Source organism: Streptosporangium sp. NPDC051023, assembly GCF_040689595.1.
Classification (GTDB): Bacteria; Actinomycetota; Actinomycetes; order Streptosporangiales; family Streptosporangiaceae; genus Streptosporangium.
The window spans coordinates 1-26,077 of the sequence record NZ_JBFBCE010000031.1; the positions used below are offsets into that span (position 1 = coordinate 1).

Genomic DNA, 26,077 nt, shown 5'->3' on the forward strand with positions numbered 1-26,077 from the left:
GTATTCCACCTCCACACGGACCACAGCGCCTCGTGGCGCACTCAACAAATGTGACAGCAACCCCGGTTCACCGGACGATTCCTACTCGGGGGCCATTGTTACGCGTGGTCTCCCTCCGGGGCACCCGGCCCACCCGTCGCGTTGTCCGGGTCTGCGAGCGGGACCGGCAAGTTTGGACGCCAGTCGGTCCACGAGCAGGAGACGGCGTTAGTTCGGAAGCAGGAGTCGGACGAGCCAATCGGCGCGGGTTCGGCGGGCCGTGGCCGAGATGTGTGCATGCGGGTACAGGGCGTCGAACCCATGAAAGCCTCCCGCCCAGACGTGGAGTTCGGCCTGGCCGCCGGCCGCCCAGATGCGGGTGGCGTAGTCGGTGTCCTCGTCGCGGAAGACTTCGGCGGAGCCGGTGTCGATGTAGGTGGTCGGCAGGCCCGAAAGGTCGTCGGCCAGCGCGGGCGAAACGTACTCGGATACCTCGTCGCCGGTGAGGTCACCGAGGACGGCACGCCATCCGAACTCATTCATCTCGCGGGTCCAGACGCCGGGCCCGCCGGAGTACTGGCGGCTGGAGGTGCTGGTGTTGCGGTGATCGAGCATGGGGCAGATCAGTATCTGCGCGGCGATCGCCGGGGCGCCGAGGTCGCGGGCCAGCAGGGTGACACCGGCGGCGAGGCCGCCGCCAGCGCTGGCGCCCGCGACGACGATCCGAGCAGGGTCGATGCCCAGTTCCTCGGAGTGTTCGGCGATCCAGAGCAGTCCCTGATAGCAGTCGTCGACGAGGGCGGTGCCGGTGGCCTCGGGTGCGAGCCGGTAGTCCACGGAGACGACGACCGCGCCGAACTCGTCGAGCCACTCCAGCGGAATGTCGATCTGCGAGAAGCGGTCGCCCATGACCATCCCGCCGCCGTGCATCCAGTAGACGCAGGGGGCGGCGGTGGTGCGATCGGTACTCGCGGGGCTGAAGACCGACAGGGGAATCGGGGCACCGTCCTTGGCGGGCACGGTGATCTCGCGCCGGTCGACCTGTCGGTGTGCGAGCAGGGACTCGATAGGTGTCGAGGGAAGCTGACGCAGTTGCGCGAGTACCTCCGAGCTGAGCTGGGACATCAGCGGCATGTCGGCCAGCAGTTCTCGCAGTTCGGGGTCCAGGTCGGGGCGTGCCGTGGTCATAGTCGTTGCCTTTCGTGGGGTGGTGCCGACGGTCGGACGAGGACGGGGGCGCCGCGGCGGCAGGCCGGGGTTCAGAAGGTGGTCTTGCCGCGGACCGGGACGTAGTCGGTGTATTCGGACTCCTTGGCCAGAAGCCCGTCGATCTGCGCCACGATGGCCTGGGCGGCCTCGCCAGCGAAGATCTGGTGGTGGTCCTCCTCTCTGGTCCATCCCTCGGTGACGTGGATGACGTCGGGGGCGGACGCGGAACGGGATACGAGGTAGACGATGCAGTGTTCGCTCGCGCCGGGGCTGCCCTCGTTCAGGCCGGTCAGCAGCAGGGCGACCAGCCGGTCGCCCATTCCGGGCTTGGCGGTCAAGGTGGCGTTGAAGCCGTAGTTTACGATCATGGATATCTTCTTCCAGGTGATGGAGTGAGGTGATTCCATTCAACCGGGATGACCTGCAGAAATGTTAGAACGATGCTCGCTTGTACTTGCACAATCCTCGTAACTGTGGGAGTTATAGCGCTGAATGGTGTTGCAATGGACGCATGTACTTCGAAGAGCTCCGCACCCTGCTGGCCCGGCACGCCCGCCCTGACTGGACCACTGCTATCGACGGCGTCCTGATCTCGAAGGTCGACCGACCGGATCCGCCGGCGCCCTCTATGTCTGGCACGGTGCTCGCAGTCATCGCCCAGGGCGCCAAACGCCTCGCGCTGGGCGAGCGGGTCTACGAGTACGGCCCCGGGCAGTACCTGGTCGCATCCGTCGACCTGCCCGTCACCGGACAGTTCACCCAGGCCGAACCCGAGCAGCCGGCCCTTGGCTTCGGTCTTACGCTGGAACCGTCCGCCGTCGCCGAACTGCTGCTGCAGGCCGGTCCCGGAGACACCCCCCGCGTCGGCGGAGGCACGCCGTCGGGGATCGCCGTCAGCGACGCCCCGCCCGCGCTGCTCGACGCGGTGGTCCGGCTGCTGCGCCTGCTCGACGAACCCCGCGACCGCGCCGTACTGGTCCCGCTGGTCAAACGCGAGATCCTGTGGCGCCTGATCACCAGCGAGCAGGGCGCGGCGGTGCGCCAGCTCGGCCTCGCCGACAGCGGCCTCAGCCATGTCTCCCGGGCCGTGCGTTGGATCCGCGAGCACTATGCGGAACCCTTCCGGGTCGAAGACGTGGCACGCCTGTCGGGCATGAGCGTCTCCGCCTTCTACCGCAACTTTCAGGCGGTGACCGCGATGAGCCCCATCCAGTTCCAGAAACAGATCCGGCTCCAGGAGGCCCGGCTGCTGCTCGCCACCCACCCGGGCGACGTCACCGGAGTCGGTCACCGCGTCGGCTACGACAACCCGTCGCAGTTCAGCCGCGAGTACCGTCGCCAGTTCGGCGCACCTCCGAGCCGGGACGCGGCCCGCCTGCGGAAGACCGTACGCACCCCCGTTGGCGTCCTTCCCTGAGCGGGCTGGATCGCAAAGGAGGATCATGCAAGAGGAAGCGAGGATAGTTCTACTGTTTCCGCAGTTCAGAGCGATTCAATGGGATCACCGGTTCTCCCGCTGAGCGGGAAAATGCCTGTCCAACCGCGGATCCCATCACATCGCAAAGGTCACAGCATGAAGACAGTTCTGATCACTGGTACCTCATCCGGATATGGGCGGGAGATCGCCCTCTACTTCCACTCGCAGGGGTGGAACGTCATCGCCACGATGCGGACGCCGCGTGCAGGTCTCCTGCCTGAGTCGGATCGGCTCCGCATCGTCGAGCTCGATGTGACCAAGCCCGAGAGCATCACCAGCGCGTTCGAGGCAGCGGGGCCCATCGACGTCCTGGTCAACAACGCGGGCGTCCCATCGATCAGCGTGTTCGAAGGCACCCCCATGGCCCGAGTGCGGGAAGTTTTCGAGATCAACACGTTCGGCGTCATGGCGACGACACAGGCGGTGCTTCCCCGGTTTCGCGAGCGCGGCTCCGGTGTAGTGGTCAATGTGACCTCCAGCGTGGTGCTGGGCCACATGCCGCTCTCGGCCGTTTACAAGGCGAGCAAGATGGCCGTTGAGGGGTTCACCGCATCTCTTGCCCTCGAGCTCGCACCCTTTGGTGTGCAGGCGAAAACGGTTGAGCCGGGCGCCTGCCTGACGACGAACTTCGCAGCCAAAGCGACGAACAGCGGGTCGCTGGAGGAGTTGGTCCCGGCGCCCTACGCACCATGGGCGAAGAAGGCCATGGACGACTTCACAGGCCAGGACCTGTTCACCAAGGAAAGCGACGTCGCCGAGACAGTGTGGCGAGCCGTACACGACACGACCGGCCAGCTGCGATTCCCGGCCGGCCCCGACGCGGTCTGGCTCGCCCAGACGAAGTAATAAACCAGCAGGTAAAGGGACGACGTACTGATGCCATGAGCTGGCCCCGCGCGCACGCGCGGGGCCAGTTCGCTGTCCGGTGCTCACCCGACGAGTAGGAACCTGACAACGACCCAGGACACGCTGATGAGCGCCGCATCCTCGCGAAACGATGAGCGGAGGGCTTCTTCGCGGCGCACAGGGACTGCTTCCTGCAACGGCCACGCCCTAACGTTCTACGTGACCACCGACACCGAGTGCCCAGTGCTGAAGCTCTCCCAGACGGGAGAGTTTCAAGCCGAGTCGTGTTTGCGGCTCGCCGTGACGTGCCCGGTCAGTTTTTCCCAGTTGCCGGATCCGATCGCGGCCTTTTCCTCGTGGGTGAAGGGTGCCTGTTCAAGGAACGAGCGAGCGACCCCGTTGGCGGTGTCGAGGAAGGGGAATCCGCCAGGTCGGGTCCCGAAGGTGTAGGGGTAGTCGGTCGAGTACATCATGCGCTCGGTTCCGACGACCTCCGACGTCCACCTCATATAGCGCTCACTGACTGTGCCGCTGCCGCAGACCCAGAAGTTCTGCATGAAGTAGTCAGCGAGCGGGCGCTCCAGCTTGGCGTTGTGCGCCATGATCCCGGTGTGGTCGAGGTAGAACAGGACGACCTCGCCCCAGTGTCCTGCGATCACCTGCAATCCGGGGTGCCGGTCGAAAACACCAGAGAAGATCATCCGCAGATACTGGATGCCCAGGTCGTAGTACCAGCCCAGGCCGGCCGTCGCGAGGCCCATCCCGGTGCTGCGTGCCAGCCCGACTCCGTCGTCGAAGCCCGAGTAGTAGGCCTTGAGGACCTCGGGGACTGGAGTTTGAGGATGGAAGTGCAGCGGCGCTTGGAGGCGTTCGGCTGCGGCGTACAGGTCATCGAACTCCGGGGCGTCGGCCAGCTTGTCCCCTGTGCGTCCGTACAGCATCGCACCGGGGAAGCCGAGCTGGGTCACCGCGCGTTCCAGTTCGGCCGCAGCGGCTTCGGGCGCCGCGGTGGGGATGGCGGCAAAGGCCTGAAACCGGTCGGGTCGCCCGGCGACGATCTCAGCTAGCGTGTCGTTGGTCTCACGGGCCACGCTGACGGCGTCTTCGGCTGCGAGGTTCTGTACACCCGGTGAGGCCAGGGACAGGACTGCGACGTCGATGCCCTGGTCGTCCATGTCGGCGAGGCGCGCCTCGCCGAAGTCCCGCAGCCGCCGCGCGAAAGGCTCGTCGCCGAAGCCGAGCTGCGGGATCTGCGGCACGCCCGCCTTGGTCCACGCATCGAGCAGCGAGGGCGGAGCGATGTGTTCCTCGAGTGCCACGATCTTGATCTTGTCTGGCATTTCATCCTCCTTCGTCCTGCTAATTCCACCGGAAACGTCGATACCGTATCACTGGAACTATCACTGGAACCATAAAAGCAGTACCGTTGGAAAATGGCATCAAGTTCACACGGCAGGGACGGCGCAGCCGCCGTCGAATCCGACACCGCAGCCATAGGCCGCGACCAGCTCCGGCAGCGGGTCATCGAGGCTGCCGCCGACCTGCTGGTGCACGAGGGGCGCGACGCAGTCACCACTCGCGCGGTCGCGGTCGCGGCAGGAGTACAACCACCGGCCATTTACCGCCTCTTCGGCGACAAGGACGGATTGCTCGACGCGATGGCCGAGTACGGCTTTGCCAGGTTTCTCGAGGCCAAGCACGTCGCCCCCGATCCGCAGCACCCCGTCGAGGATCTGAGGGCCGGCTGGGACCTAGCGGTCGAGTTCGGTCTGGCCAATCCCGCGCTGTACACACTGATGTACAGCGAGCCCACGAAAGAGACATCGGCCGCTTTCAAGGCCGGCATGAAGATCCTGATGGGCCGTATCCGGAACCTCGCCGTTGGCGGCTGGCTCCGCGTCGACGAGGAACTTGCGGCCATGCTCATCCACGCCACGGCACGCGGTGCCGTACTCACCTGGCTGACCCTGCCCAAAGACCGGCGCAACCCGGCCCTGTTGACCACGCTTCGGGAATCCATGATCGCCGCCGTAACCAACCAAGAGCCCGCCGTGCAGGACTCAGGCCCGGCCGGCGCAGCCCGCGCCTTGCGCGCCGCGCTGCCCGAACAGACAACCCTCAGTAGCGCGGAACAGCATCTGCTGACAGAGTGGCTGGACCGCCTCGCCGCCGACGGCTGAGGCGCCGTTCCTCGTGCGTTCTCACCAGTCCACCCTCTGACGGCACCGCGCCGAGGTACGACCGCAGGAGGAGTCCCGAGACCCCACCTTCCGCGGTTGCAAAGCGGCCGTTCACCTGGCGTGCTCGATTGCGACTCCGGTTGCACAGGCGAGATGCCTGGGTGCGACCCTGGTCGCACAGAGGACATGCCTCGGATTGCGACTCCGGTTGCACGCGATGGAGCCGCGGGACCGATGTGGCATCGCGTGCCCCGCCCTGAGGATGGCCGGGTGACCGAGATTATCGCGGGGCTGTACATGTCCCCTCTAGAATTTCTTGCCTTGCTAGGTGCCGTCGCGCTGGTGGTGGCGCGCTGGCTTCCCCCCGCTGCCCGCCCACGCGTCACGATTACGGCAGGGGCGGTTCTCGCGCTGTCCGCGATCGTGCTGAGTGTGGTGGGGATCCGCTGGCAGATGCTGCTGGTACTCGCAGGCGCTGCCGTCGCGTTGCCATTCGCCCTCTCTCCCCTGCTGCGACGCCGTACCGGCCAGCCGGCGTGGCGGGCCCGATGGTGGCTGGCGTTGCCGGGGTCGGTGGCCTGCGTCGGCCTGATTGCCATGGGTCCAGTGACCGCCTGGGCCTTTCCTGTACCCGTGTTCCCCGAGCCGTCGGGCCGTTTCGCGGTCGGCACCCACGTGGTGCAGTGGACCGACCAACACCGCCCCGAGAGCTTCACCGCCGATCCGCACGACCGGCGCACGGTCGTGGTCCAGCTCTGGTATCCCGCGCAGAAGAGCCCCGCAGGCGCGCAGCGGGCCCAGTACCTCGGACGCACGGAGCACGAGGCACGCACCGTTTCCGCTGCCCTCGCCCGCGAGGTTGGCCTGCCTGACTTCCTGGTCGACGGCGTCCCGCGTGCCCACACCCATTCGGTCTTCAACGCCCCAGTGGCTGGTGGGGGCGAACGGTTCCCGGTCGTGCTGTTCTCTCCCGGGTCGGGCGGAGTGCGTACCCAGAACACCGCCTGGGCGGAGGAAGTAGCCAGCCACGGCTATGTGGTCGTCGCCCTCGACCACCCGTACGACTCCGCCGCCGTCGTCCTCGCCGACGGCCGAACGATTCACGCCAAGATCGCCTCCACTGGAGACCGGGACAAGGACGACAAGCTGGCGGTTGACTGGACGGCTGTTCGGGCCGCCGACCTCGGCTTCGTCCTCACCCAGCTGGACCATCTAGACCGAGGTGAGATTACCGGCCCGCTGACCGGACGCCTGGACACCAGTCGGGTCGCGGTCACCGGCCACTCCATGGGGGGTGCCGCCGCTCTGCAGGCAGCCCGGCAGGACCGCCGGTTCGGCGCCGTCATCGATCTGGACGGCTACCCCCACGGCCCCACCTCCCCCTCCCTCCAGCAGTCGACGCTCGCGCTCACCCAGGCCATCACCCCCGGAACCGACCCGCGTTACATACCCCGCCTCACCGAGGCCCTCAAGCTCAGCACCGCGACGAGCTACCGGCTCACCATCCCCGGCGCCGCACACCTCACCTTCATAGACGGCCCCCTGTACCTGCCGCCTGTGCCCTCGATAGTCGGCTCCCTGGGCCGCACCGAGAGCCCGCACGTCGTCGCCGCAACCACTCTCGCCTTCCTGGACACCACCCTGCGGCACAAACCCGGTGACCTGGCCAGCGTTCTGTCGGCCTACGGCGACCTCAGCGTCTACCACCCGGACAACAGCCGCTGATCAGCTGTGCCGCGGCAGCCGACGGCGCTACCTGACCCCACAAATCGCCACCGACATCGCGATCGCCATTGCGAACGCGACCTTCACCGCCCGTAACGTGGAGCTGTGGGGCGAGGGGACGACCACCGTCGCTTCCGACTCCACGCACGTGCGCGCCTACGACCAGAATATTTTCACCGAGTGGCACTCCCGGTACGGAGGCCGCGGCATCCTCATCTACTGGCACATCGAGCGCGGGTCCATGGTCGTGCACTCCCAGCCCCTGCGCGGTCACCACCTCGGCGCCGATCCAGGCCTCGTCCACGTCCGGCCCGACCGACTCCACGACGCCGGCCACCTCTCCCCCGAAAATCGCCGGAAGTTCGGGAAGCGGCGGACCGATCTCCAGCCCTTGCCACATCGCGGTCTCGATCTGGTGGACCCCCGCGGCCCTCACCGAGACGCGGACCTCGCCCGGCCCCGGTACGGGATCGGGCACGGTCTCATAGCGAAGGTTTTCAGCGGGCCCGAACACATGCAGAACGACGGCACGCATGACCGTTCCTTCCGGTAGATCTACTGAAGAACACCCACCCTGCGGCCTCTACTTAACTTGAGGTCAAGTCCCGCATTCGAGCACCACGCCCCGGCGGGGATGCCCCTACGCGCCGTTTGTGACGGGGCTGCTGGTGCCCGACTGCGTCTACAGCTACGCCCGCCACGAGAGCGGTACGTCCGTGGCGTGGCTGTACAGCCTGGCGGACCGGTCGTGGGCTACGGTGTGTTTCTGGCGTACTCCGGCTGCCCCCCGGCGAGGCGGCGTCCGGGGCTGCCGTCGTGGACGAGGACGGGGTGTGAGGCGCCCGCCCCCCAGCAATGGCCTCCTCGTATTGGCGCGCTATGCGCAAGATGGTGGCCGCCGACACGGGTATCGGCCTCAGGTCAGCAGGCCGCGCAGGCCTTTGGCCAGGAACAGCATGCCGAACATCAGGATCAGCAGCAGGGAGAGGGCGCCGTTGTGCCGGATGAGCCAGCCGCGCATCCGCTGCAGACGCCGCGGGCCGTCCTTGCTGAGCGCGGTGACGTAGGGGGCGAGCACCCCGAGACTGCCGATGACGACGAACACGGCCGCGAGGACCAGCTCCCGCCCCACGGGCAGCGGCGCCCGGCCCGCGGCGATGGCGCCGCCGACCAGAAAGGCGAGGTTGACCGGGTTGGCCACGATGAGCAGGGCCGCCACACCGGCGATTTTGGGTTTGGTCATGGTGTCCATCGCGGCGATCCAGCCGGGCGCCTTCGGGCTCGTGCCCTCCTTGCGGCGTACGGCCCTGCGGATGCCGACGAAGGCCGTCAGGAACAGGAGCACACCGATGATCAGGCTGATCCAACCGGTCCAGGCGGGAGCCTCACGGCCGCCCGCACTGGCGGCGCCCAGCAGCGTCATGAGGACCAGCAGCACGACCCAGCTCATGATCAGCCAGGTGATCTCGAACAGCAGGGCCTTGGCTCGGCCGTTGGCACTGATCAGCAACGCGATGACGGCGACGACCGGGAACGGTGAGACGATCAGGCCCATCGTGTAGGGCAGCATGTCGGCGAACGCCTCACCCATGGTCGCCTTCCTGATAGGCGGCGGCCGCGGCTTCGTTGGAGTCGTAGTAGGTGAGCCCGGTCAGGCCGTAGTGGTCAAGCAGACGGCGCAGGGAGGCGGTGGCGCGGGAGACGGCGAACACGACGCCGCGTTCGCGCAGCGTGTCGGTGGTCTCGCGGAGGGCCTGGGCGCCGGTGGTGTCGACGTCGGTGATGGCCTCGGCGTCCAAGACGATCCACCGGGCGCCCTGGTCGGCCAGGTGGGTGATCTCGGAGGTGAAGGTGCCGGCATTGGCGAAGAACAGCTGGCTCTCGAAGCGGTAGACGGTGAGCGGGCCCTCGGCCTGGCCCCCGACGTAGCGGCCGTGGCCACCTGGCCGCAGGACGGCGGTGCTGGGCTGGGAGGCACGCCGTACGACGTCGACGGCCGACAGCAGGAAGGCGATGACGACCGCGGTGAGTGAGCCGAGCACGGGAACACCGAGCAGGCACACCACTGCGATGCAGAACTCCGAGCGGCGCAGCCGCCACAGTTCGGCCAGTTTGCGCACGTCGATGAGCCGGATGACGGCCACGGCGACGATACCGGCCAGGGCCGTGTTCGGCAGGTAGGCGAGCAGGTCGCTGAAGAAGGCGACCAGGACGGCGACCACGAGCGCGCAGACGACGCTGGGGATCTGGGAACGCGAACCGGTGGCGTCCATGGCGGCGGTGCGTGAGGCGCTTGAGCCGACGGTCATCGACTGGGTGAACCCGGCGGCGATGTTGGCCAGGCCGAAGGCGCGCAGTTCGGTGTTGGCGTCGAGCGGGTAGTGGTGCTGCTCGGCGTAGCGGCGGGCCGTCAGCAGGCCGTCGGCCAGGGTGACGGCGCAGATGGCGATGGCGCCGGGGATGAGCGCGGCCCACTGGCCGAGGGTGACCGACGGCCAGTGCGGAACCGGCAGCCCCGAGGGGACGTGGCCGAGCACCGAGACGCCCCGGCTGTCGAGGCCCGTCCAGGCCACCACCGCGGTCGCGGCCACCAGGGCGATCAGCGGGCCAGGCAACGCGGGGGCGATCCTGCGCAGCGCGACGATCACCAGCATGGTCGCGACCCCTACGACGACGCTCCACCTCGCGGCGTTGTCGCTGTGGGCGGTGCTGGTACCGCAGGCGTTCGCGTACGCGCAGCTGGCCGGGATGTCCTCGGCGACGGGCCTGTACACCGCGCTCGGCGCGATGATCGGGTAGCGTTCTTCGGCGGGATCCGCCTGCTGAACGTCGGGCCCGAGTCATCGGTCGCGATCGTGGTGGCCGGCACCCTCGCTTCCGTCCCCGGCTCCACACATCCGGCCTTGGCGGCGCAACTCGCCCTGCTGGTCGCCGCCTTCCTGGTGATCGGGTACGTGGCGCGCGCCGGTGTGCTGATGCGGCTGCTGTCCACTCCCGTGCTGACCTGCTACCTGGCCGGTTCCGGCGCGGTGATCATCATCAGCCAGCTGGAGAAGGTGCTCGGCGTCAAGGTCGGTGGCCGGCACCTCGGCAAGGTCACCGCCGTGCTGCGCGACCTCGCGGACCTGAACGTGTGGGCCGCGGCGGCCGTGGCGCTCACCCTGCTGGCGCTGATGCCGCTGATCGGCGACATGCCTCAGGCCGCGCTCGGCGCGATCATCATCGTCACCGCCGCCCGCCTGGTGGACCTGGCGGCCTTGCGCAGGCTGTGGCGGATTCGCCGCGCCGACTTCGCGCTCGCGGCCGTCACCGCGCTGGGCGTGCTGGGCGTGCTGGCCTTCGGCGTGCTTCAGGGCATCGCGGTCGGCGTGATCGTCTCGCTGCTGGAAGTGCTGCGCCGCGCGGTGATGCCCTACACGGCGGTGCTCGGCCGTACCGGTGAGGAACATGCCTATCGCGACGTCGCGAACTACCGCGACGCCGAGACGCTGCCCGGGCTCGTCGTGTACCGCTTCGACGCGCCACTGTTCTTCGCCAACGCCGACGTGCTCCGCACCGAACTGCGCCGCCTGATGACCGTCGGTGAGCCGCCCGTGCGGCAGATCGTGCTCGACGCCGAAGCCGTCTACGACATGGACACCACCGGCGTCGAGACTCTGCACCGCGTCGTCGACGACTGCGACCAAGCCGGTGTGCGCCTGGCGCTCGCCCGCGCCCGCACCCCGGTACGGAACCTCATGCGCGACACCGGCCTGGACCAGCGCGTCCAGTTCTTCCACCGGGTGGCCGACGCGGTCGCGGCCTACCGCGCCGACCATCCCGGCCTCCAACCGGCGCCACAACCGGCACGACCACACCGCCGCAGCCCCCTCGACCGGCTGCGCGCCCTGCTGGCCAGGCGACGCTCAGGCGTCTGACACCCTGGCCTCGCGGTCATGCAATGATCAGGGCATACAGCACCAGTACGTTTCATCGCGGTGACTGTCGGCGATCACACGGGTTCAACGTCAATCCAGTTCAGCAAGGACCACCCGTCACGCCCCCGGCGCCTGCGCCTGGGCCGTGTCATCGTTGTCGGCGCGGAGCGCAGCAGGCCGAGTGCACGGCAGGCCAAAGCTCGCCGATCATGACAAAGTTCGCCCGATATGTCGTTACTTGAGGCTTTCCTTGCCTTAGTGGTGGTGGTTGCGGGCAGCACGGTTTCATGGCAGACCTTCCCTTTCACGATCGGACCGACTTCGACAACGCGGAGCGGGGTTTCGTCGCGAAACTCACCCCCGCGCTGATCAAAGGGGCCGACGGCGAAGTCGTCTGGGACAACGACTCCTACGACTTCCTCGGCGGTGAGTGCCCGAAGGAGGCGCATCCGAGCCTGTGGCGCCAAGCGCAGCTGTGTGCCAAGCAGGGGTTGTTCGAGGTGACGAGCGGCATCTATCAGGTGCGCGGCCTGGACCTGTCCAACATGACCCTCGTCGAGGGCGAGACCGGGGTCGTCGTCATTGACCCGCTGGTCTCCACCGAGTGCGCCGCCGCAGCGCTGCGGCTCTACCGCGACCACCGGGGCGAGCGTCCGGTGACCGGTCTGATCTACACCCACTCCCACGTCGACCATTTCGGTGGCGTCCGCGGTGTCACCGACGGCGCCGGCATCCCCATCCTGGCCCCGGCCCATTTCATGGAGCATGCCGTCTCCGAGAACGTCTACGCGGGCACCGCGATGAACCGCCGCGCCCTGTACATGTTCGGCCAGCTCCTGCCGCGCTCCCCGGAGGGGCAGCTCGGCTGCGGTCTGGGCATGGGCACCTCGGCCGGCACCGTCTCCCTCATCCCGCCCACCGTCGAGGTCACCCGTACCGGGCAGGAGGAGACGATCGACGGGGTGCGCATCGTCTTCCAGCTCACCCCCGGCACCGAGGCCCCGGCGGAGATGAACTTCCTGTTCCCCGATCACCGCGCCCTGTGCATGGCCGAGAACGCCACCCACAACCTGCACAACGTGCTCACCCTGCGCGGCGCGCTGGTCCGGGACACGCGTATTTGGGCCCGCTACCTCACCGAGGCGATCACGCTGTTCGCCGACAAGGCGGACGTGGCCTTCGCCTCTCACCACTGGCCCACCTGGGGCAGGGACGACATCGTCACCTTCCTGTCCCAGCAGCGCGACATGTACGCCTACCTGCACGACCAGACCCTACGCATGCTGAATCGCGGCCTGACCGGAGCCGAGATCGCCGAGGCCATGCAGATGCCGCCCGCCCTGGAGGCGGCCTGGCACACCCACGGCTACTACGGGTCGGTCAGCCACAACGTCAAAGCGATCTACCAGCGTTACCTGGGCTGGTTCGACGGCAACCCGGCCCACCTGTGGGAGCACCCGCCCGCCCAGCAGGCCAGGCGGTACGTCGAGTGTCTCGGCGGTTCCCCGGCCGTGCGCGCCCTGGCCGAGCGGTACGTCCGGGAGGGCGACCTGCGTTTCGCGGTGACCCTGCTCAACCACGCGGTGTTCGCCGACGAGAGCGATTCGGCGGCCCGCGGGCTCTTGGCCGAGGTGTACACCCGGCTTGGCCGCGGCGCCGAGAACGCCACCTGGCGCAACTTCTACCTGACCGGCGCCACCGAGCTGACCGGCCACCCCTCGGCGGGCACGGCCGAGACCACCTCACCGGACATGCTCAGCGCGCTCACCGCGGAACAGATCTTCGGCTCCCTGGCCATCCGTGTTCACGGCCCCAACGCCTGGAACGAACGCTTCGTCATCGACTGGCACCTCACCGACCTGGACGAACACCACCGCACCACGATGTCCAACGGCGCCCTGATCCACGAGCGGACGACGCCCGGCGACAGATCCGGCGACGGAGCGGACCTGAGGCTACGGCTGACGAAACAGCGCCTGCTCGGCCTGCTCGCCGGCAGCGGCGTCGACGGCATCGATCACGACGGCGACCTCGACGTCCTGCGGCGGCTGCTCGCCGTGCTGGAGGAGCCCACACCGGATTTCGCCATCGTCACGCCCTGACCTGCCCCCGCGAGACGACAACGCTTCGGCTGGCTGGTTCCGGCTCCACGACGGGGCCCGCTTCCACCGGATGGCGCCGGTGAGGGTGAGGGCGTCGACGCGGCCGGCGGGCCTGCTGTCAGGGGTCCAGGCCATGGCCAGCACACCCCCCAGCAGGCCCGAGATCATGCCGATCAGGAAACCGCCCAGGTTGGAGTAGACGAAGGAGGCCATGGACAGCACCACGGCGACCAGGCCGAGGAAGATCCGCTGGCCGGGCTGCAGCCAGACGAGCACCCCCGCGAGCGTCAGGACCAGGGCGATCAGATAGCCCGCTCCCACCGTGCCGAACAGGACGGCCACCGGCAGAATGTTGATCGCCAGCGAGATGGACAGCAACTCCACCCCCGCCGCCACGATGAACAGGCCACCCCAGAACGGCCGCGAACGCCGCCACGACTTCATGATCCCCCGTTCGTGCCGCGCCCGGCCCCGTCGACCGGGGCCGGGCGCGCGCTAGAAGCACTCGTGCTCGCCGCGCAGCACCTTCAGCCCGAGGTCGGGCAGGCTCAACGTCGCGGCCGTCACCGCCCACGCGCTCAGCCTGGTGTTGCGCAGCGTGAACGTGCTGCTCTGGCCGCCGAAGCTGCCGGCCGGCCCGCGAGCGGCGGGAACCCCGTCCAGGGTGCTGGCGTCGCGGCCCAGCTCGACGTCTCGCAGGGTGGCCGCGCTCTGCGCCGCCGCCACGTCGATCACCAGGTCCTCGATCGTCACCTCGTTGCCGTCCCGGCCGCCGGTGATCCTGATCGTGATCGTGCCCGCGGGGGTCCTCACCAGCGCGCTCGTGCACAGGTCGGTGGCCACCGCGCGCCGGACGCCGGTCACGATGACCGGGATGACCTGGCCTTTCTTGGTGCGCACCACGCCGCCGGCCAGGGTGAAGTCCTGGCCGCGCAGCTCGCCGGTGAAAAGTTTGAAGGTGTCGCCGGAGACCACGAACGTGGCGCCGATGACTCCCTGGGCGGTGGCGCCGACCAGCAGCGACGTCACCACCGCGACGGGGGTGAAGATCAGGAAGAAGCGCTTCCAACGCACTCGTCCCCGCTCGGCCATGACCGCCTCCTGCAGCACTTCGCGCCCGGATGGGCCAGCGATTTGTTACGGAAAGCGACAGGCTGGCCTGGTGTCGATCATGGGTGGCTTCCGTGACATTTGTCGACGCACGCGCCGGGCCTGGCAGCACTTATGGCCCGTGGCTGGACAATCTTGCCGAAGACCAGAAAGACAGCCCCGCGCAGATCGATCGGATGCTCAGCGGCGCATGCACGTTGGGGGTCTGGTGATCTTGTGGCGTGACCACACTTGACCTTGACACGGTGACAAGGTCTTCACTGTTGCCGAGGAGGTGGTCCCGATGGCCATGCCGAAACAGGACACGGATACGATTCGAGCTTTCCAGGGGCTGGAGGACAGCAGCTCGTCAGTGCGGCTGAGGGCAGCGCTGGCGGTCGGCACGACCCCTGACTCGCGGTTCATCGACAAGCTCATCGAACGATGCGCGATCGAGCCCGAGTTCTATGTGCGCGACATGCTGACGTGGGCACTCACTCGCCACTCGGCATCAATGACGATCCCAAAGCTTCTCAAGGAAGTCCGCTCGGAGCGTGCGCAGGCACGAAGCCAGGCATTGCACACGCTGTCCAAGATCGGGGATCGGCAAGCGTGGCCGGCGATCACACGGGCGCTTCTGTCCGACGCCGACGATGAGGTGGCGCGGAGCGCTTGGCGGGCAGCGGTCGTGCTCGTGCCCGAAGGTGAAGAGCCCGAGTTGGCCGCGGTGTTGTCGACACAGCTCGGGCGCGGCGAACGTGAGATGCAGCTGAGTCTCAGCCGGGCGCTGATCGCGCTCGGTGAGGTGATTGTGCCAACGCTGCACGCTGCGATGATGGATCTTGACCCACGGGTGCGCGCGCACGCGATCGCCACGGAACGGCTGTCGCGCGACCCGGATGCCGGGTTCGGGTTCGCGATCGAGGAGGCGAAGCGCGTCGTGGCCCTCGGCAGCACCAGCGAGAAGGAGGAGTGATGGGCAGTGTTGATCGGTGATGTGGCACGGCGGTCCGGGGTCAGCGCCCGCATGCTCAGGCATTACGACTCGCTCGGCCTGGTGCGGCCAACGGGTCGTAGCAATGCCGGCTATCGGGAGTACTCCAGCGAGGACATCCGGCGGATCTTCCATATCGAGAGCCTGCGGTCATTGGGGCTGTCGCTGCGTGAAGTCAGGCGCGCTTTTGAGGATCCTGACTTCACGCCCTCAGAGCTCGTCGACGACCTCATCCGCCAGACACGAGAACGCATCGCAGCTGAGACGGAGCTGCTCACGCGACTGCGTCGGATCGGTGCCGCGGAACCCGCAGGTTGGCAGGACGTCCTCCAGATCGTCGCACTTCTGCAGGCGTTGGGGTCAAAAAGCGCTGGCAAGCGCCAGCGAGCGGCCTTGTCCTCAGTCGAAGAGGTTCCGGTGCCGGTAGAAGCACTGGTCGAGGCAGCGCTGAGCGAGACGGACCCGAACGTCGCCGGAGCTCTTCGATGGGCTTTGGCACAATCAGGCGATGACGGATTGGCACTGCTGGCGGAGGGCCTCGGCTCATCAATAGCCGAGGTGCGCAAACGTGCCGTCCAGTCCATCGCCGAAATTCCGAACGGTGAGGCGACCGCGCTGCTGCGGGACGCCCTCACGAACCCCGACATCGTGGTCCGCAGGTATGCGGCTTTGGCACTCGGGGGACGTGGAGTAGCCGACGCGGTCCCGACGCTCATCGATATGGTCGTCGAGGGGATGAATGACGTCGATGCAGCCGATGCACTGAGCGCGCTGGCGAGTCGTTCCGCGTTGGCGGATCAGATCGCTGCCAAGCTCGTTGACCGCCTTGCCCACGGCACCGTCGAATCGTCTGCACGTCGACGGCTGACACAGGCGCTCGCGGATATCCCGGGAACCACAGCGTCACAAGCCCTCGCGGACCTGTCACATGACGAAGACCGTGCCATTGCGCTTACTGCGACATACATTCTCGGGATCCGCGACGCGCACTATTGACTGACTACAGCTGACCGGTCCAGCCCGAGCGAAGAAGAGGGATCAGAAACATCGCATCAGGCCGCCTTCCGGCGCCGGATGCGGATGTTTCATCGTTTCATCGAGATCGAGGGCACACCCGAGAGGCGGGAAGCCCCGCGCCGAGCGGGAGACCGGCTGGGAGCAGTGGAGCGATGCTCAGCAGGTGACGGTGCCCTTGCGCAGGGCATGACCACCGGTGTTGCTGTCGTCGGCCCAGTAGACAGGCTTGGAGCCGCCGATACACTCACTGGCTCCGGCCACGGAGAAGCCCTCGTTGTTGAGGTTGCTCATGCCACTCGGGCGGTTATAGATCGCAGTGGTGGCCAAGACGCCGGATGCGTTGATCTGCATGGTCCTGTGCTGACCTCCACAGGTGTCGTCGCAGACCACCCACAGGCGCGAAGCCTGCGGCTCCCACTGCAGCTCCATGACGCCGGCCATCCCGCTGCTGATGGATGCGACGCGTGTGAAGGTGCCCGCATCCTGGAGGACGTAGCCGTAGACCATGCCGGTGCCTTCGACGCCGACGAAGAACACTCCGCCCGTGTGTGCGCCGTACCGGTTCGGGTCGTAGGCCGAGCCGGTCGACTCGTCCTCGAACCCGGTGGCGGTCAGGTAGGTGTCGGGAACCCAGGTGACTGCCTCGAAGCCGAGGTTGGAGCCGACGGACGGCAGGCCAGCGGTCAGGTTCCACTCCTTCGTAGCGGTCAGTGTGGTGCCCGTTCCACTGACGTCATACCTCAGGACGGAGAGGCGACTGGTGCCGGACGCGTCACCGTTGCGCTCGCTCGCGACGAACACGCCCCCCGCGGAACCGGCGCCGGTGAGCGTGACGCCCTCGCTGTCAGGGCTGCCGGAGCCGCCCGGGAAGCGAAGCGTCTTGCCGGAGGTCCATCCGCTGGCGGTGTCGGGCTTCCAGCCACCGGAGCCGTTGGGGACCATTCGCCAGAGCTTCCCGCTGTTCTGCGCCCCCCACATCACACTCCCCTCCTGGTAGAGGCCGCTGAGATCCGTGCCAAAGACGTTCGAGGCGTCGGCGGTCACGACGGAGCCGCTGCCGGGCCACGCCACCGGTGAGATGCCCCCGCCCCCGCCGCAGTCGTTCGGAGCGCCAAGAGTCACCTCGGCCGTGCCGAACGCGCCGGTGCCGTCGGGGCAGCGCGACCACGACGGGGCGGAGTGGTCATTCCAGCTGAAGCTGTCGACCAGGGTGCTGCCGTCCGGAAGGTACAGGCGTGCCTTGTCGGCGGAGCCCAGACCGAACTTGTCGTGAACGTCGAAGGCGCCGAACGCGCCGGGGGCCAGCGTGGTCCCGGAGACAATCTTGTACTTCGAACTGTTGTTGTCGTCCTTGAGGATCCAGCCCGAGATGTCGACGGTGGTGGTGCCCTTGTTGTAGAGCTCGATCGAGTCGTTGACGTTTCCGGTGGTCACCACCTCGTTGATCCGGATGTCGTCGGTCGGGGCGGCGTGGGCCGGGGGTGCGGCCAGAGCGCCAACGGCCAGAGTCGAGCCGGCAATGGAGACGAGGAGAAGAACGCGGCTACGATGCCACCGGAGTGCGCGCGATACGGTCACGATGTCCGCCCTGGGGTCGTTCTGACAGGCCAGCACCACGCTCCCGATACGGACCCAACGGGCGCCTTCCGATAGGTGAGTGCCTTGTGAACGGTGAACGAACCCGAGCGCACAGTAACGAATCAGGAGCCGCGCGTGGTTACGATTCGCCGTTGACGTCCCTCGTGGCGGAATGCACGGCGTGGGGAGCCTGATACTCGGCGTCGGTAACCTTGTCGCCCCACACGGTCTCGGGGCCTCCGTCCGGACCCAAGCCCTCCCACAGGGCCAGGTGCTCCATGAAACTGTCGGGGGCGGCACCGTGCCAGTGCTCCTCGCCGGGCGGAGTGTGGACCGTGTCGCCGGGCCGCGCCTCAATGATCCGGCCACCGCGCGATTGGATCAGCGCGACACCCGAGACGATGTGCAGGGTCTGCCCCATTGCGTGGGAGTGCCAATCGGTGCGGGCGCACGGCGAGAACCGCACCAGGTTGACACGCATCCGGGACGGCTCCTGCCCGGCGTAGACGACGTCCCACCACACATCCCCGGTGAACCAGTCGGCCGGCGCCTTACTGGTGGGCTGCCGCTGGAGGATCTCCATGACTTCTCTCCCTTGACGATCACGTGTGAATCACGACCCGGCACGACGGTCCCGGCCGCATGGCGACATGGACCGGCCAGGCCGCGAGCGTCCTACAGGCGGACGAGGACCTTGAGAGCCTCGCGGCGGTCCATGGCGCGGTAACCGTCGGGCACCTGCTCCAGGCCGATCTCGCGGTCGAACACCTTGCCCGGCTGGACCAAGCCGTCCAGAACGGCGGGCATGAGCTCCTCGATGTAGGCGCGCACCGGGGCGGGGCCGCCGGTCAGGGTGATGTTCGGGCCGAACAGGGCGGCGAACCCGACCGGTGCCTTCTCGTACTGCGGCACCCCGACCCGCGAGATCACCCCACCAGCCCGGACCACGCCGATCGCCTGCTCGTAGGCGGGCATGTGGCCGACCGCTTCCAGCACCTTGCGCGCGCCGTAGCCTCCGGTCAGCTCCCGAACCTTCGCGATCCCCTCCTCGCCGCGCTCGGCGACCACGTCGGTGGCGCCGAACTCCCGGCCCAGGTCGGTGCGGTCCTTGTGCCGCCCCATCAGCACGATCCGCCCGGCGCCCAGCTGCTTCGCCGACAGCACCGCCAGCAGGCCCACCGCGCCGTCACCGATCACCACGACCGAATCACCCGGACCGACGTTCGCCCGCCTGGCGGCGTGATAGCCCGTCCCGTACACATCCGACAGCGTCAGCAGTCCGGGAAGGAGTTCGGAATCCTCGCCGACGGGGGCCTTGACCAGCGTCCCGTCCGCCAGCGGCACCCGGACGGCCTCGGCCTGGCCGCCGCCGATCCCGCCCACGGCCCAGAAACCGCCGTGGAGGCAAGAGGTCTGCAGGCCTTCCCGACAGAACTCGCACGTGCCGTCCGACCACGCGAACGGCGCGATCACCAGATCGCCCCGCCTCACGGTTGTGACATCACTGCCGGTCTCCTCCACCACGCCGATGAACTCGTGTCCCATCGGGGTGGCCTCGCCGACGGGCATCGAGTGGTAGGGATGCAGGTCCGACCCGCAGATGCAGGCTGTCACCACCCGCACCAGCGCGTCCGCCGGCTGCTGGAGCGCCGGGTCACGAACCGTGTCGATCCGCACATCCCCCGCCCCGTACATGAACGCTGCTCGCATATCGCTATCCCCGTGTCGTTGTCGCTGCTGTTCAGAGCCCTGCCCCGGCCAAGACAGCGCGAGGCTTTCCAGTGGCTCATCTCCAGCAAACGCCCTTTCGCCCGGCGGCGACAGTGCCTGTCGTTCCAGGTAACGCCAGCACCTGCTTCATCGCTGGGGCGTCATACCGTGCCGATCATTGGGACGGCGTTGCGGCAGGCCGAGCAGGCACAGACCGCGCAGATCACCGGCCGGCGCCGTATCGTCGTCTATGCCGACCGTGGCACCCACGCCGCCGAGATCAACGCCACCTACTTCACCGATGGAAGGCCGTCAAGTCCGCTCTCGCCTACATCCCCCACACACCGAAAATCCCAACACCATGAAACGCTCATCCGAAGCACTCGTCGGCTACTGGGACCGGCAAGCGGCCACCTACGATAGAAGATCAGCCGGAGCCGAACGCCGCTTCCTGGCGGACAGTCGCCGCTGGGTCTGCAGCCGGGCCCACGGCGCCACCCTGGAGATCGCCATCGGCACCGGCGCCAACCTTCCCCACTACCCCGACGCCGTCGACCTGACCGGCATCGACTGGAGCACCGCCATGCTCCACGCCGCACACCGGCAGGCAGACCGGATCCACCGAGCTGTCAAGCTCCACCGAGCGGACGCGACCGCGCTGCCCTTCCCCGCGGCGACGTTCGACACCGTCGTCAGCACCTTCGCCCTGTGCTGCGTCCCCGACGAACGCGCCACTCTCATTGAGACGCTCCGCGTGCTACGGCCCGGGGGACGCCTGCTGCTGGCCGACCACGTCGCAGCGTCCTTCTGGCCACTGCGCGCACTCCAGCACGCCGCGGACGTGATCAGCATCCCCCTGCAGGGCGAGCACTACACCCGCCGCCCCATCACCACCCTGCGCGGCCTCGGTGCCACCATCGAGGAGACCGAACGCCTGACCATGGGTGCGATCGAACGCGTCAACGCCCGTAAATCCCACTGACTCGAACTCGGGCACCGACCACAGTGCCTCGGCCTCAAGGACGCGGTGCGCCACCGTACACGGCCGCCAGCGCGACATCAGACCCGGCGCAGGCCACGGATCGGCGCGATGAGCAGAAGAGCGGCGCAGACGGCGGCGGTGACGCCGGTCGAGACGAACAGCAGGTCCCGGGGCTCGACGATTGAGGAGACCGGACCGACGAGCGCCTGGCCAACAGCCACGCCCGAGACCGAGCCCGCGATCTCGTAGGCGCTCACCCGGTTGAGCACGTCCGGCGCCACCTGCGTCTGGACACTCGTCGACCACATCACCGACCAGAACGCCCAGGAGGCGCCACCGACCAGATGACCCGCCATCAACAGAGGAAACGGAAACTCCAGGGCGACCGACAGCGGAATGAAGACGAAACCAATCAGAGCACCCGCGCCCGCAGCCAGAGGGCGGACAGGCCGGAAACGAATCGCGACCAGGCCGCCGACCACAGTGCCGGTACCAAGGGCAGCCATCGCCCAGCCGTAGGCGGCCTCGCCCAAGCGGTCACCGATCAGCCGGGAGCCAAGCGGGATGAGCGGACCGAACACGAACATGCCGAAGAAGACCCAAACAAGGATCACCGACCACATCCAGCTACGGGAACGGAACTCCACCCAGCCGCGTCGCAGATCGAGCAGGACCGTCGAGGGCTCCTCGGCCTTGACCGCGGGAGCGAGCCTGATCAAAGCCAGACAGAGACCGCTGACCAGGAAGGTACCCGCATCGAAGGCATAGACGGCGCCCGCACCCGTCAGCGCCATCAGGAGCCCGGCCAGGACTGGGCCTCCCAGCTGAGTGGCCGCATCAGCGACCTTGAGAGTGCCGTTGGCCCGCTGAGGGTCCTTCGCGACCAGCGGGACCATCCCGTTGACACCGGGCTGGAACATCGCCGCGGCCGTCCCGGACAGCGCGGAGCCGACCATCAGCAGCCACAGCGGAGGGGTTCCGGCGAAGAACGCGACGGCGAGCACGCCCTGGGTGAGGATCCGAACCAGGTCAGCACTGACCATCATGGTGCGCGCGCCGATCCGATCGGCGAAGACACCCCCGAACAGAACGAACAACACGAAGGGCGCCGTCCAGACGGCAAGAACGTACCCCACGCCCGCGACCCCGTAGACGGCCCCGACCGCCAGCGCCGCCGCGACCGGCATCATGGCGTCACCCAGCAGCGACACCACCCGAGCCGCGAAATAGAGCGAGAAATCCCTGGTCCAGAGCGCCTCCGGGACGCTCGGGACAGCTTCACGATCAAGAATCGTGGTCATGCGACGAACTCCATGACCACTCATTCTGGATATCCGCGCACATCCCCACCGGCGTCCAGAATGACATCATTGAGTACATTCATGCCATGAAGCATCGCGTAGTCGCCCTGGTCGGCCCCTCACAAGAGATGTACCCGGTGACCTGCGCATCCGCCGTATTCGGCGACCACGGCCCCGACATTCCCCAGCTCTACGACTTCCGCCTCTGCACCGAACACCCCGGCCCGATCACCACCACAATAGGTGCCGACATCATCGTCAACAACGGACTGGAAACCCTCGCAGAAGCCGACACCATCCTCATCGCGGGCTGGTGCCCCGAACCGGAAATCTCCACCAAGCTCAGCGAAGCGATCCTGACCGCCCACCACCGAGGCGCCCGAATCATCGCAATCTGCTCAGGCATCCACATCCCGGCAAGCCTGGGCCTGCTAGACGGCCGTAACGCCGCAACCCACTGGGAACTCACCGGCGAACTCGGCCGACGCTACCCACGGATCCACGCCGACGCCACCGTCCTGTACGTCGACCACGGCGACGTCGCGACAGCGGGCGCCTCAGCCACCACCGTTGACCTATGCCTCAACCAAGTCAGACGCGACCACGGCGCGGCCCTCGCCATGCGAATCGGCCGCCAACTGTCAACGGCCCCACACCGGGAAGGCCGCCAGCGCCAATACCCCGCGCTACCAACAACCGGACCGATCCCCGACTCCCTCGCCCCGCTACTCGACTGGATCACCGCCAACCTCAACCAGCGACTGACCCTGGAAGACATGGCGACCCGATCCGGAATGTCACCACGCACCCTCAGCCGCCACTTCGCCGAACAACTCGGCATCTCCCCCGGCCGCTGGCTCCTCGACCGGCGCATCGCCACCACCCGCGCCCTCCTGGAGGAAACCGACCTCCCCATCGAGACGATCGCCCAGCGTGTCGGCCTCTCCTCCGCGATCAACCTACGCCGCCGCTTCCACAACGCCCTCAACACCACCCCCGCCGCCTACCGACGTTCATTCCGCTGACCATGGCAGAGCAGAAGACGACTTCGGGCTCGCCTTCCTCGGGTATGACCTCACCGTCGGCGATGGCATAGAGGTGCCCCACGCGGGTCTTCTTCGCGGCGTAGTCCGGGTCGCGGGAGGTCTTCCAGGTCTTCATGCGTTGAAACGACACGCCCTCCTCGCGGAGCAGGGCCCGAAGGCCTCTTCCCAGAACCCCGTCGAACTGGCAAATCATCACGAATCGGGCGTCAGGCGACTACGACGAACCCCCGCCCTTCGGCGCTGGAAGGACGGGGGATTTCGATGGGAGGTCACGTTCGCAGGTCGCGATCGTCGACCAAGACGGTGCGGTGCAAGTCAACCGGAATCTACCCGACGAGATCGGGACGGTTCTGGGGCACGTCATCCGCCCGCGGCGTCCTCGGCCTCCCAGCGCAGCAGGTCGCCCGGCTGGCACTTGAGCACCTCGCAGAGCGCGGCGAGCGTCGCGAAGCGCACCGCCCTGGCGCGGCCGTTCTTGAGTACCGCCAGGTTGGCGGGCGTGATCCCCACGCGGTCCGCGAGGTCGCCCACGGACATCTTCCGCCTGGCCAGCATCACGTCGATGTCGACGACGATCGGCATCAGATCACCTCGTCCAACTCGGCCCGCATCTGCGTCGCTTCGACGTCGCGCGCGACGGCCTGGGCGAGCAGCATCCGCAGCACGAGCACGATGAGCGCGACCCCCAGGATGGCCACGCCAATCCCGCCCATGATGACGGTGACGCCCGGGTCGTCCCGCTGGCCCGGCGCGTTGAGGGCCGTGACCGCGAACCACAGGAGGGCGGCCGCCACGATCGCGCCGATCACGGCGTCCACGTACCGGAAGGCGGCGTGGGAGAACACGGTTCCGCGTCGCACCATCGTCACCAGCCGCCATACGCTGACCAGGGCGACCTGGCCCGACACCATGCCCAGGATCGTGATCACGCGCAGCGGGGTCAGCGGGAGCGACCCGTCCTCCGGGTCGCTCCCGCTGACCAACACCCACACCATCGACGCCTGTACGAACACGGTGCCGGCGAGCACCACCACGAGCACGGCGCGAAGCGCACGCACTGCCAGCTTTCCCATGCCCCATCCTTCCATCGAGTTACGATGAGAATCTATCGAATTTCGATAGGTTAAGCAACGGACTGGGACGGAGGGTGGGCGGCGGTTTCGCACCATGGCGGGAGGCCGGGGTCTGAGGAACATCGGAACCGGATCGTGCGCTAAGCCGTCTCCGCGCAGGTCATCGCTGTGCAGTTTCGCGTCGTGCCTCTTCGAGCATGATTGACCGCAGATACTTGGCGAATATCTGCGGTAGTGTCGATGTCGTCCTGGAGGGATGCCCTCGCTCGGCAGGGGCCAGACTCCATGGTTATCTGCGATAGAGCGCGGAGGCGGTCGTGGGAGTGGTCCACCGGATCGGGGCCGAACGGCCTGCGCCGGTGCTCAAGGACGCGGTCAAGGGCTTCCTGGCCGGAGTGTCCAACCCCAACACCGCCCGGTCCTACGCCATGGCGCTTCGTGCCCTCACCGAGAAGTTCGGCTCCTACACCCCGGTGGGTTCGCTGGAGGGGGAAGGGGCGGCCGACCGGGTCGCCGCCTGGTTCAACGAGCAGTGGGGGGCGCGCTCGGCGGCCACCATCAACGCCCGGCTGAACGCGTTGTCCTCGGCGAGTCGGTGGTGGCGGGATCAGGGCTGGATCACCGAGGACCCGTTGCGTCGGCTCAAGCGCCGCCCGGTCGAGGTCGACCGCACGCGGTCGCTGGACCGTGCCGAGGTCGCCGAGTTGCTCGGCCGGGAAGGGATTGCGCTTCGTGAGCGGACCTTGTGGCGGCTGCTGTACGAGTCCGCGGCACGGGCGTCCGAAGTCCTGGCGCTCGATGTCGAGGAACTGGACTTGCGTAACCGAAAGGCCAGGGTGCGGCGGAAAGGCGGCGCGGTGGACGTGATCGTGTGGCGCACCGGCACCGCCCGGCTGTTGCCCCGTCTGCTGGGCGGGCGCAGGTCGGGGCCGGTGTTCACCACCGACCGGCGGGCCCGGGTGGAGTTGCCGCCGGCCGACATCGACAGTGGCGGCGGGAAGGCGCGACTGTCGTATCGGCGGGCAGCCGAGCTGTTCGAGGCGGCCACCGGCGGCTGGACGCTTCATCAACTACGGCATTCGGCGCTGACCCACGCCGCCGAGGATGGGGCCAACACCTCCACCTTGCTCGCCTTCTCCGGACACACCTCGGTCGTTTCGCTAGCCCGCTATGCCCGGGCCTCGAGCGAAGCTCTCGGGCGCTGGCAGGCTGGACGCGATCCTGCCGCCCGCAAGCGGTGAGAGCGGACCTTCGAGGAAACTGAGTGCAAGGGGATCGATATGCCTGATGGATGGCAGTGGGACAGCACCCTGTTCCAGGGACGTGCGGCCTACTACGAGCGCGGCCGGCTGCCGTATGCTCCGGGCTTTGCCGAAACGCTGGCCACGGCCCTCGGCCTGGACGGCCGGGGCAGGCTCCTCGATGTGGGCTGCGGGCCAGGCACCGTGACACTCGCCCTGGCGCGGTTCTTCACTGAGGCGGTCGGCGTTGACCCAGATGAAGAGGCCTTCGAGGAGGCTGGGTGCAGAAATCAGCGGTAGGGAGTTGATCTTCGTACCGGTTCGATGACGGCCCTCGTTCGGGTGGGTCGTGGGGCCTACGTTCCTGGGCCATGCCCTTCGGATTTCTCTCTGATGAGCAGATCGCCCGCCATGGCCGCTTCCCCGAGGAGCCATCGTCTGCGGAGCTGGAGCTGTTCTTCCGGCTGGATCGCAGTGCCTTGGATGAGCTGGCGTCGAAGCGGCGTCCGGCCACGAAGCTCGGCGGGGCCGTGCAGTGGGGCACAGTACGCATGCTGGTGGTGTTCCTGACCGACCCGCTGGCCGTTCCGCCTGAGGCGGTGGGTTCGTCG

At 67.7% G+C, this 26,077-nt stretch carries 27 protein-coding genes and 5 pseudogenes; 17 read left to right on the forward strand and 15 right to left on the reverse strand.

Features of this window, described 5'->3' with window-relative positions; all coding sequences use genetic code 11:
* Positions 1 to 207: 207 nt before the first annotated feature.
* Positions 208 to 1,167: an alpha/beta hydrolase gene (locus AB0395_RS21165; protein WP_366282896.1), complete on the reverse strand. Its 960-nt coding sequence runs from the start codon at positions 1,165 to 1,167 to the stop codon at positions 208 to 210.
* Positions 1,168 to 1,238: 71 nt separating this feature from the next.
* Entirely contained in the window at positions 1,239 to 1,556 is a 318-nt protein-coding gene (locus tag AB0395_RS21170) for an antibiotic biosynthesis monooxygenase (protein ID WP_366282898.1), read from the reverse strand.
* A gap of 143 nt (positions 1,557 to 1,699) precedes the next feature.
* Here AB0395_RS21170 and AB0395_RS21175 point away from each other — a divergent pair, with 143 nt between their 5' ends.
* Together AB0395_RS21175 and AB0395_RS21180 are read left to right on the forward strand one after the other, a co-directional pair.
* A complete protein-coding gene (locus AB0395_RS21175; protein ID WP_366282900.1) occupies positions 1,700 to 2,605 on the forward strand; it encodes an AraC family transcriptional regulator in 906 nt (301 codons plus the stop codon).
* 156 nt (positions 2,606 to 2,761) lie between these two features.
* Positions 2,762 to 3,511 (forward strand): SDR family oxidoreductase, encoded by a 750-nt coding sequence (locus tag AB0395_RS21180; RefSeq protein ID WP_366282902.1) that lies wholly within the window; start codon positions 2,762 to 2,764, stop codon positions 3,509 to 3,511.
* 272 nt (positions 3,512 to 3,783) lie between these two features.
* On the opposite strand, the gene AB0395_RS21185 is transcribed toward AB0395_RS21180, so the two are convergent.
* Positions 3,784 to 4,851: an amidohydrolase family protein gene (locus tag AB0395_RS21185; protein ID WP_366282904.1), complete on the reverse strand. Its 1,068-nt coding sequence runs from the start codon at positions 4,849 to 4,851 to the stop codon at positions 3,784 to 3,786.
* A 93-nt stretch (positions 4,852 to 4,944) separates the two neighbouring features.
* Here AB0395_RS21185 and AB0395_RS21190 point away from each other — a divergent pair, with 93 nt between their 5' ends.
* The 3 genes and pseudogenes from AB0395_RS21190 to AB0395_RS21200 form a co-directional block, all read left to right on the forward strand.
* Positions 4,945 to 5,691 (forward strand): TetR/AcrR family transcriptional regulator, encoded by a 747-nt coding sequence (locus AB0395_RS21190; RefSeq protein WP_366282905.1) that lies wholly within the window; start codon positions 4,945 to 4,947, stop codon positions 5,689 to 5,691.
* A 270-nt stretch (positions 5,692 to 5,961) separates the two neighbouring features.
* Positions 5,962 to 7,416, forward strand: coding sequence for a dienelactone hydrolase family protein (locus AB0395_RS21195; RefSeq protein ID WP_366282906.1), 1,455 nt, complete (start codon positions 5,962 to 5,964; stop codon positions 7,414 to 7,416).
* A gap of 19 nt (positions 7,417 to 7,435) precedes the next feature.
* Positions 7,436 to 7,675, forward strand: a pseudogene (locus AB0395_RS21200) (Tn3 family transposase); the annotation flags it as partial.
* A gap of 18 nt (positions 7,676 to 7,693) precedes the next feature.
* Here AB0395_RS21200 and AB0395_RS21205 read toward each other — a convergent pair.
* The 3 genes and pseudogenes from AB0395_RS21205 to AB0395_RS21215 all read right to left on the reverse strand — a co-directional run.
* Positions 7,694 to 7,951: pseudogene (locus AB0395_RS21205) on the reverse strand (alcohol dehydrogenase catalytic domain-containing protein); the annotation flags it as partial.
* A 381-nt stretch (positions 7,952 to 8,332) separates the two neighbouring features.
* On the reverse strand, positions 8,333 to 9,007 hold the full coding sequence (locus AB0395_RS21210) for a GAP family protein (RefSeq protein ID WP_366282908.1): 675 nt from the start codon (positions 9,005 to 9,007) through the stop codon (positions 8,333 to 8,335).
* On the reverse strand, positions 9,000 to 10,070 hold the full coding sequence (locus tag AB0395_RS21215) for a SulP family inorganic anion transporter (protein ID WP_366282909.1): 1,071 nt from the start codon (positions 10,068 to 10,070) through the stop codon (positions 9,000 to 9,002). The genes AB0395_RS21210 and AB0395_RS21215 overlap by 8 nt, the downstream gene beginning before the upstream one ends.
* Here AB0395_RS21215 and AB0395_RS21220 point away from each other — a divergent pair.
* From AB0395_RS21220 to AB0395_RS21235, 4 genes and pseudogenes are all read left to right on the forward strand, one after another.
* Positions 10,069 to 10,215, forward strand: a complete 147-nt coding sequence (locus tag AB0395_RS21220; RefSeq protein ID WP_366282911.1) for a SulP family inorganic anion transporter — start codon at positions 10,069 to 10,071, stop codon at positions 10,213 to 10,215. The genes AB0395_RS21215 and AB0395_RS21220 overlap by 2 nt on opposite strands.
* 11 nt (positions 10,216 to 10,226) lie before the next feature.
* Positions 10,227 to 10,490 (forward strand): annotated as a pseudogene (locus AB0395_RS21225) (SulP family inorganic anion transporter); the annotation flags it as partial.
* 57 nt (positions 10,491 to 10,547) lie between these two features.
* Complete coding sequence (locus AB0395_RS21230) at positions 10,548 to 11,333, forward strand: STAS domain-containing protein (RefSeq protein WP_366283035.1); 786 nt, start codon at positions 10,548 to 10,550, stop codon at positions 11,331 to 11,333.
* Between the two features lie 287 nt (positions 11,334 to 11,620).
* Entirely contained in the window at positions 11,621 to 13,435 is a 1,815-nt protein-coding gene (locus tag AB0395_RS21235; protein ID WP_366282913.1) for an alkyl sulfatase dimerization domain-containing protein, read from the forward strand.
* Between the two features lie 135 nt (positions 13,436 to 13,570).
* On the opposite strand, the pseudogene AB0395_RS21240 reads toward AB0395_RS21235, so the two are convergent.
* Together AB0395_RS21240 and AB0395_RS21245 are read right to left on the reverse strand one after the other, a co-directional pair.
* Positions 13,571 to 13,879: pseudogene (locus AB0395_RS21240) on the reverse strand (DUF6114 domain-containing protein); the annotation flags it as partial.
* Positions 13,880 to 13,930: 51 nt separating this feature from the next.
* The gene (locus tag AB0395_RS21245) at positions 13,931 to 14,527 is read right to left on the reverse strand and encodes a DUF6230 family protein (protein WP_366282915.1); all 597 of its coding nucleotides are present in this window, start codon (positions 14,525 to 14,527) and stop codon (positions 13,931 to 13,933) included.
* A 92-nt stretch (positions 14,528 to 14,619) separates the two neighbouring features.
* On the opposite strand from AB0395_RS21245, the gene AB0395_RS21250 reads away from it, so the two are divergent.
* The 3 genes from AB0395_RS21250 (at position 14,620) to AB0395_RS21260 (ending at position 16,514) form a co-directional block, all read left to right on the forward strand.
* Positions 14,620 to 14,757, forward strand: coding sequence for a hypothetical protein (locus AB0395_RS21250; protein ID WP_366282917.1), 138 nt, complete (start codon positions 14,620 to 14,622; stop codon positions 14,755 to 14,757).
* Positions 14,758 to 14,834: 77 nt separating this feature from the next.
* Entirely contained in the window at positions 14,835 to 15,500 is a 666-nt protein-coding gene (locus AB0395_RS21255) for a HEAT repeat domain-containing protein (protein ID WP_366283037.1), read from the forward strand.
* 6 nt (positions 15,501 to 15,506) lie between these two features.
* Positions 15,507 to 16,514: a HEAT repeat domain-containing protein gene (locus AB0395_RS21260; protein WP_366282919.1), complete on the forward strand. Its 1,008-nt coding sequence runs from the start codon at positions 15,507 to 15,509 to the stop codon at positions 16,512 to 16,514.
* Positions 16,515 to 16,691: 177 nt separating this feature from the next.
* On the opposite strand, the gene AB0395_RS21265 is transcribed toward AB0395_RS21260, so the two are convergent.
* The 3 genes from AB0395_RS21265 to AB0395_RS21275 form a co-directional block, all read right to left on the reverse strand.
* Positions 16,692 to 18,113, reverse strand: coding sequence for a lamin tail domain-containing protein (locus AB0395_RS21265; protein WP_366282921.1), 1,422 nt, complete (start codon positions 18,111 to 18,113; stop codon positions 16,692 to 16,694).
* A gap of 139 nt (positions 18,114 to 18,252) precedes the next feature.
* Positions 18,253 to 18,696, reverse strand: a complete 444-nt coding sequence (locus AB0395_RS21270; RefSeq protein WP_366282923.1) for a cupin domain-containing protein — start codon at positions 18,694 to 18,696, stop codon at positions 18,253 to 18,255.
* Positions 18,697 to 18,788: 92 nt separating this feature from the next.
* On the reverse strand, positions 18,789 to 19,823 hold the full coding sequence (locus tag AB0395_RS21275) for an alcohol dehydrogenase catalytic domain-containing protein (protein ID WP_366282925.1): 1,035 nt from the start codon (positions 19,821 to 19,823) through the stop codon (positions 18,789 to 18,791).
* 361 nt (positions 19,824 to 20,184) lie between these two features.
* On the opposite strand from AB0395_RS21275, the gene AB0395_RS21280 reads away from it, so the two are divergent.
* Positions 20,185 to 20,805 (forward strand): class I SAM-dependent methyltransferase, encoded by a 621-nt coding sequence (locus AB0395_RS21280; RefSeq protein ID WP_366282927.1) that lies wholly within the window; start codon positions 20,185 to 20,187, stop codon positions 20,803 to 20,805.
* A gap of 77 nt (positions 20,806 to 20,882) precedes the next feature.
* On the opposite strand, the gene AB0395_RS21285 is transcribed toward AB0395_RS21280, so the two are convergent.
* Positions 20,883 to 22,106: an MFS transporter gene (locus AB0395_RS21285; RefSeq protein WP_366282929.1), complete on the reverse strand. Its 1,224-nt coding sequence runs from the start codon at positions 22,104 to 22,106 to the stop codon at positions 20,883 to 20,885.
* Between the two features lie 86 nt (positions 22,107 to 22,192).
* Here AB0395_RS21285 and AB0395_RS21290 point away from each other — a divergent pair, with 86 nt between their 5' ends.
* Positions 22,193 to 23,131, forward strand: a complete 939-nt coding sequence (locus tag AB0395_RS21290) for a helix-turn-helix domain-containing protein (RefSeq protein ID WP_366282930.1) — start codon at positions 22,193 to 22,195, stop codon at positions 23,129 to 23,131.
* On the opposite strand, the gene AB0395_RS21295 is transcribed toward AB0395_RS21290, so the two are convergent.
* The 3 genes from AB0395_RS21295 to AB0395_RS21305 all read right to left on the reverse strand — a co-directional run bounded on the left by AB0395_RS21295 (position 23,091) and on the right by AB0395_RS21305 (position 24,225).
* Positions 23,091 to 23,267, reverse strand: a complete 177-nt coding sequence (locus tag AB0395_RS21295; protein WP_366282932.1) for a hypothetical protein — start codon at positions 23,265 to 23,267, stop codon at positions 23,091 to 23,093. The genes AB0395_RS21290 and AB0395_RS21295 overlap by 41 nt on opposite strands.
* Positions 23,268 to 23,512: 245 nt before the next feature.
* Positions 23,513 to 23,734, reverse strand: a complete 222-nt coding sequence (locus AB0395_RS21300; protein WP_366282934.1) for a helix-turn-helix transcriptional regulator — start codon at positions 23,732 to 23,734, stop codon at positions 23,513 to 23,515.
* The gene (locus tag AB0395_RS21305) at positions 23,734 to 24,225 is read right to left on the reverse strand and encodes a DUF2975 domain-containing protein (RefSeq protein WP_366282936.1); all 492 of its coding nucleotides are present in this window, start codon (positions 24,223 to 24,225) and stop codon (positions 23,734 to 23,736) included. The genes AB0395_RS21300 and AB0395_RS21305 overlap by 1 nt, the downstream gene beginning before the upstream one ends.
* A gap of 317 nt (positions 24,226 to 24,542) precedes the next feature.
* On the opposite strand from AB0395_RS21305, the gene AB0395_RS21310 reads away from it, so the two are divergent.
* The 3 genes and pseudogenes from AB0395_RS21310 to AB0395_RS21320 form a co-directional block, all read left to right on the forward strand.
* Positions 24,543 to 25,466: a site-specific integrase gene (locus tag AB0395_RS21310; protein WP_366282938.1), complete on the forward strand. Its 924-nt coding sequence runs from the start codon at positions 24,543 to 24,545 to the stop codon at positions 25,464 to 25,466.
* Positions 25,467 to 25,505: 39 nt separating this feature from the next.
* Positions 25,506 to 25,766, forward strand: coding sequence for a class I SAM-dependent methyltransferase (locus AB0395_RS21315; RefSeq protein ID WP_366282939.1), 261 nt, complete (start codon positions 25,506 to 25,508; stop codon positions 25,764 to 25,766).
* Between the two features lie 71 nt (positions 25,767 to 25,837).
* Positions 25,838 to 26,056 (forward strand): annotated as a pseudogene (locus AB0395_RS21320) (DUF4158 domain-containing protein); the annotation flags it as partial.
* Positions 26,057 to 26,077 lie beyond the last annotated feature (21 nt).

What these genes read in the sequence shown, in the direction of transcription:
- AB0395_RS21165 (WP_366282896.1), bottom strand. Translation starts at nt 1,167, where the DNA reads ATGACCACGGCACGCCCCGACCTGGACCCCGAACTGCGAGAACTGCTG.
- AB0395_RS21170 (WP_366282898.1), bottom strand. Translation starts at nt 1,556, where the DNA reads ATGATCGTAAACTACGGCTTCAACGCCACCTTGACCGCCAAGCCCGGA.
- AB0395_RS21175 (WP_366282900.1), top strand. Translation starts at nt 1,700, where the DNA reads ATGTACTTCGAAGAGCTCCGCACCCTGCTGGCCCGGCACGCCCGCCCT.
- AB0395_RS21180 (WP_366282902.1), top strand. Translation starts at nt 2,762, where the DNA reads ATGAAGACAGTTCTGATCACTGGTACCTCATCCGGATATGGGCGGGAG.
- AB0395_RS21185 (WP_366282904.1), bottom strand. Translation starts at nt 4,851, where the DNA reads ATGCCAGACAAGATCAAGATCGTGGCACTCGAGGAACACATCGCTCCG.
- AB0395_RS21190 (WP_366282905.1), top strand. Translation starts at nt 4,945, where the DNA reads ATGGCATCAAGTTCACACGGCAGGGACGGCGCAGCCGCCGTCGAATCC.
- AB0395_RS21210 (WP_366282908.1), bottom strand. Translation starts at nt 9,007, where the DNA reads ATGGGTGAGGCGTTCGCCGACATGCTGCCCTACACGATGGGCCTGATC.
- AB0395_RS21220 (WP_366282911.1), top strand. Translation starts at nt 10,069, where the DNA reads ATGGTCGCGACCCCTACGACGACGCTCCACCTCGCGGCGTTGTCGCTG.
- AB0395_RS21215 (WP_366282909.1), bottom strand. Translation starts at nt 10,070, where the DNA reads ATGCTGGTGATCGTCGCGCTGCGCAGGATCGCCCCCGCGTTGCCTGGC.
- AB0395_RS21235 (WP_366282913.1), top strand. Translation starts at nt 11,621, where the DNA reads ATGGCAGACCTTCCCTTTCACGATCGGACCGACTTCGACAACGCGGAG.
- AB0395_RS21245 (WP_366282915.1), bottom strand. Translation starts at nt 14,527, where the DNA reads ATGGCCGAGCGGGGACGAGTGCGTTGGAAGCGCTTCTTCCTGATCTTC.
- AB0395_RS21255 (WP_366283037.1), top strand. Translation starts at nt 14,835, where the DNA reads ATGCCGAAACAGGACACGGATACGATTCGAGCTTTCCAGGGGCTGGAG.
- AB0395_RS21270 (WP_366282923.1), bottom strand. Translation starts at nt 18,696, where the DNA reads ATGGAGATCCTCCAGCGGCAGCCCACCAGTAAGGCGCCGGCCGACTGG.
- AB0395_RS21275 (WP_366282925.1), bottom strand. Translation starts at nt 19,823, where the DNA reads ATGCGAGCAGCGTTCATGTACGGGGCGGGGGATGTGCGGATCGACACG.
- AB0395_RS21280 (WP_366282927.1), top strand. Translation starts at nt 20,185, where the DNA reads ATGAAACGCTCATCCGAAGCACTCGTCGGCTACTGGGACCGGCAAGCG.
- AB0395_RS21285 (WP_366282929.1), bottom strand. Translation starts at nt 22,106, where the DNA reads ATGACCACGATTCTTGATCGTGAAGCTGTCCCGAGCGTCCCGGAGGCG.
- AB0395_RS21290 (WP_366282930.1), top strand. Translation starts at nt 22,193, where the DNA reads ATGAAGCATCGCGTAGTCGCCCTGGTCGGCCCCTCACAAGAGATGTAC.
- AB0395_RS21295 (WP_366282932.1), bottom strand. Translation starts at nt 23,267, where the DNA reads ATGAAGACCTGGAAGACCTCCCGCGACCCGGACTACGCCGCGAAGAAG.
- AB0395_RS21300 (WP_366282934.1), bottom strand. Translation starts at nt 23,734, where the DNA reads ATGCCGATCGTCGTCGACATCGACGTGATGCTGGCCAGGCGGAAGATG.
- AB0395_RS21305 (WP_366282936.1), bottom strand. Translation starts at nt 24,225, where the DNA reads ATGGGAAAGCTGGCAGTGCGTGCGCTTCGCGCCGTGCTCGTGGTGGTG.
- AB0395_RS21315 (WP_366282939.1), top strand. Translation starts at nt 25,506, where the DNA reads ATGCCTGATGGATGGCAGTGGGACAGCACCCTGTTCCAGGGACGTGCG.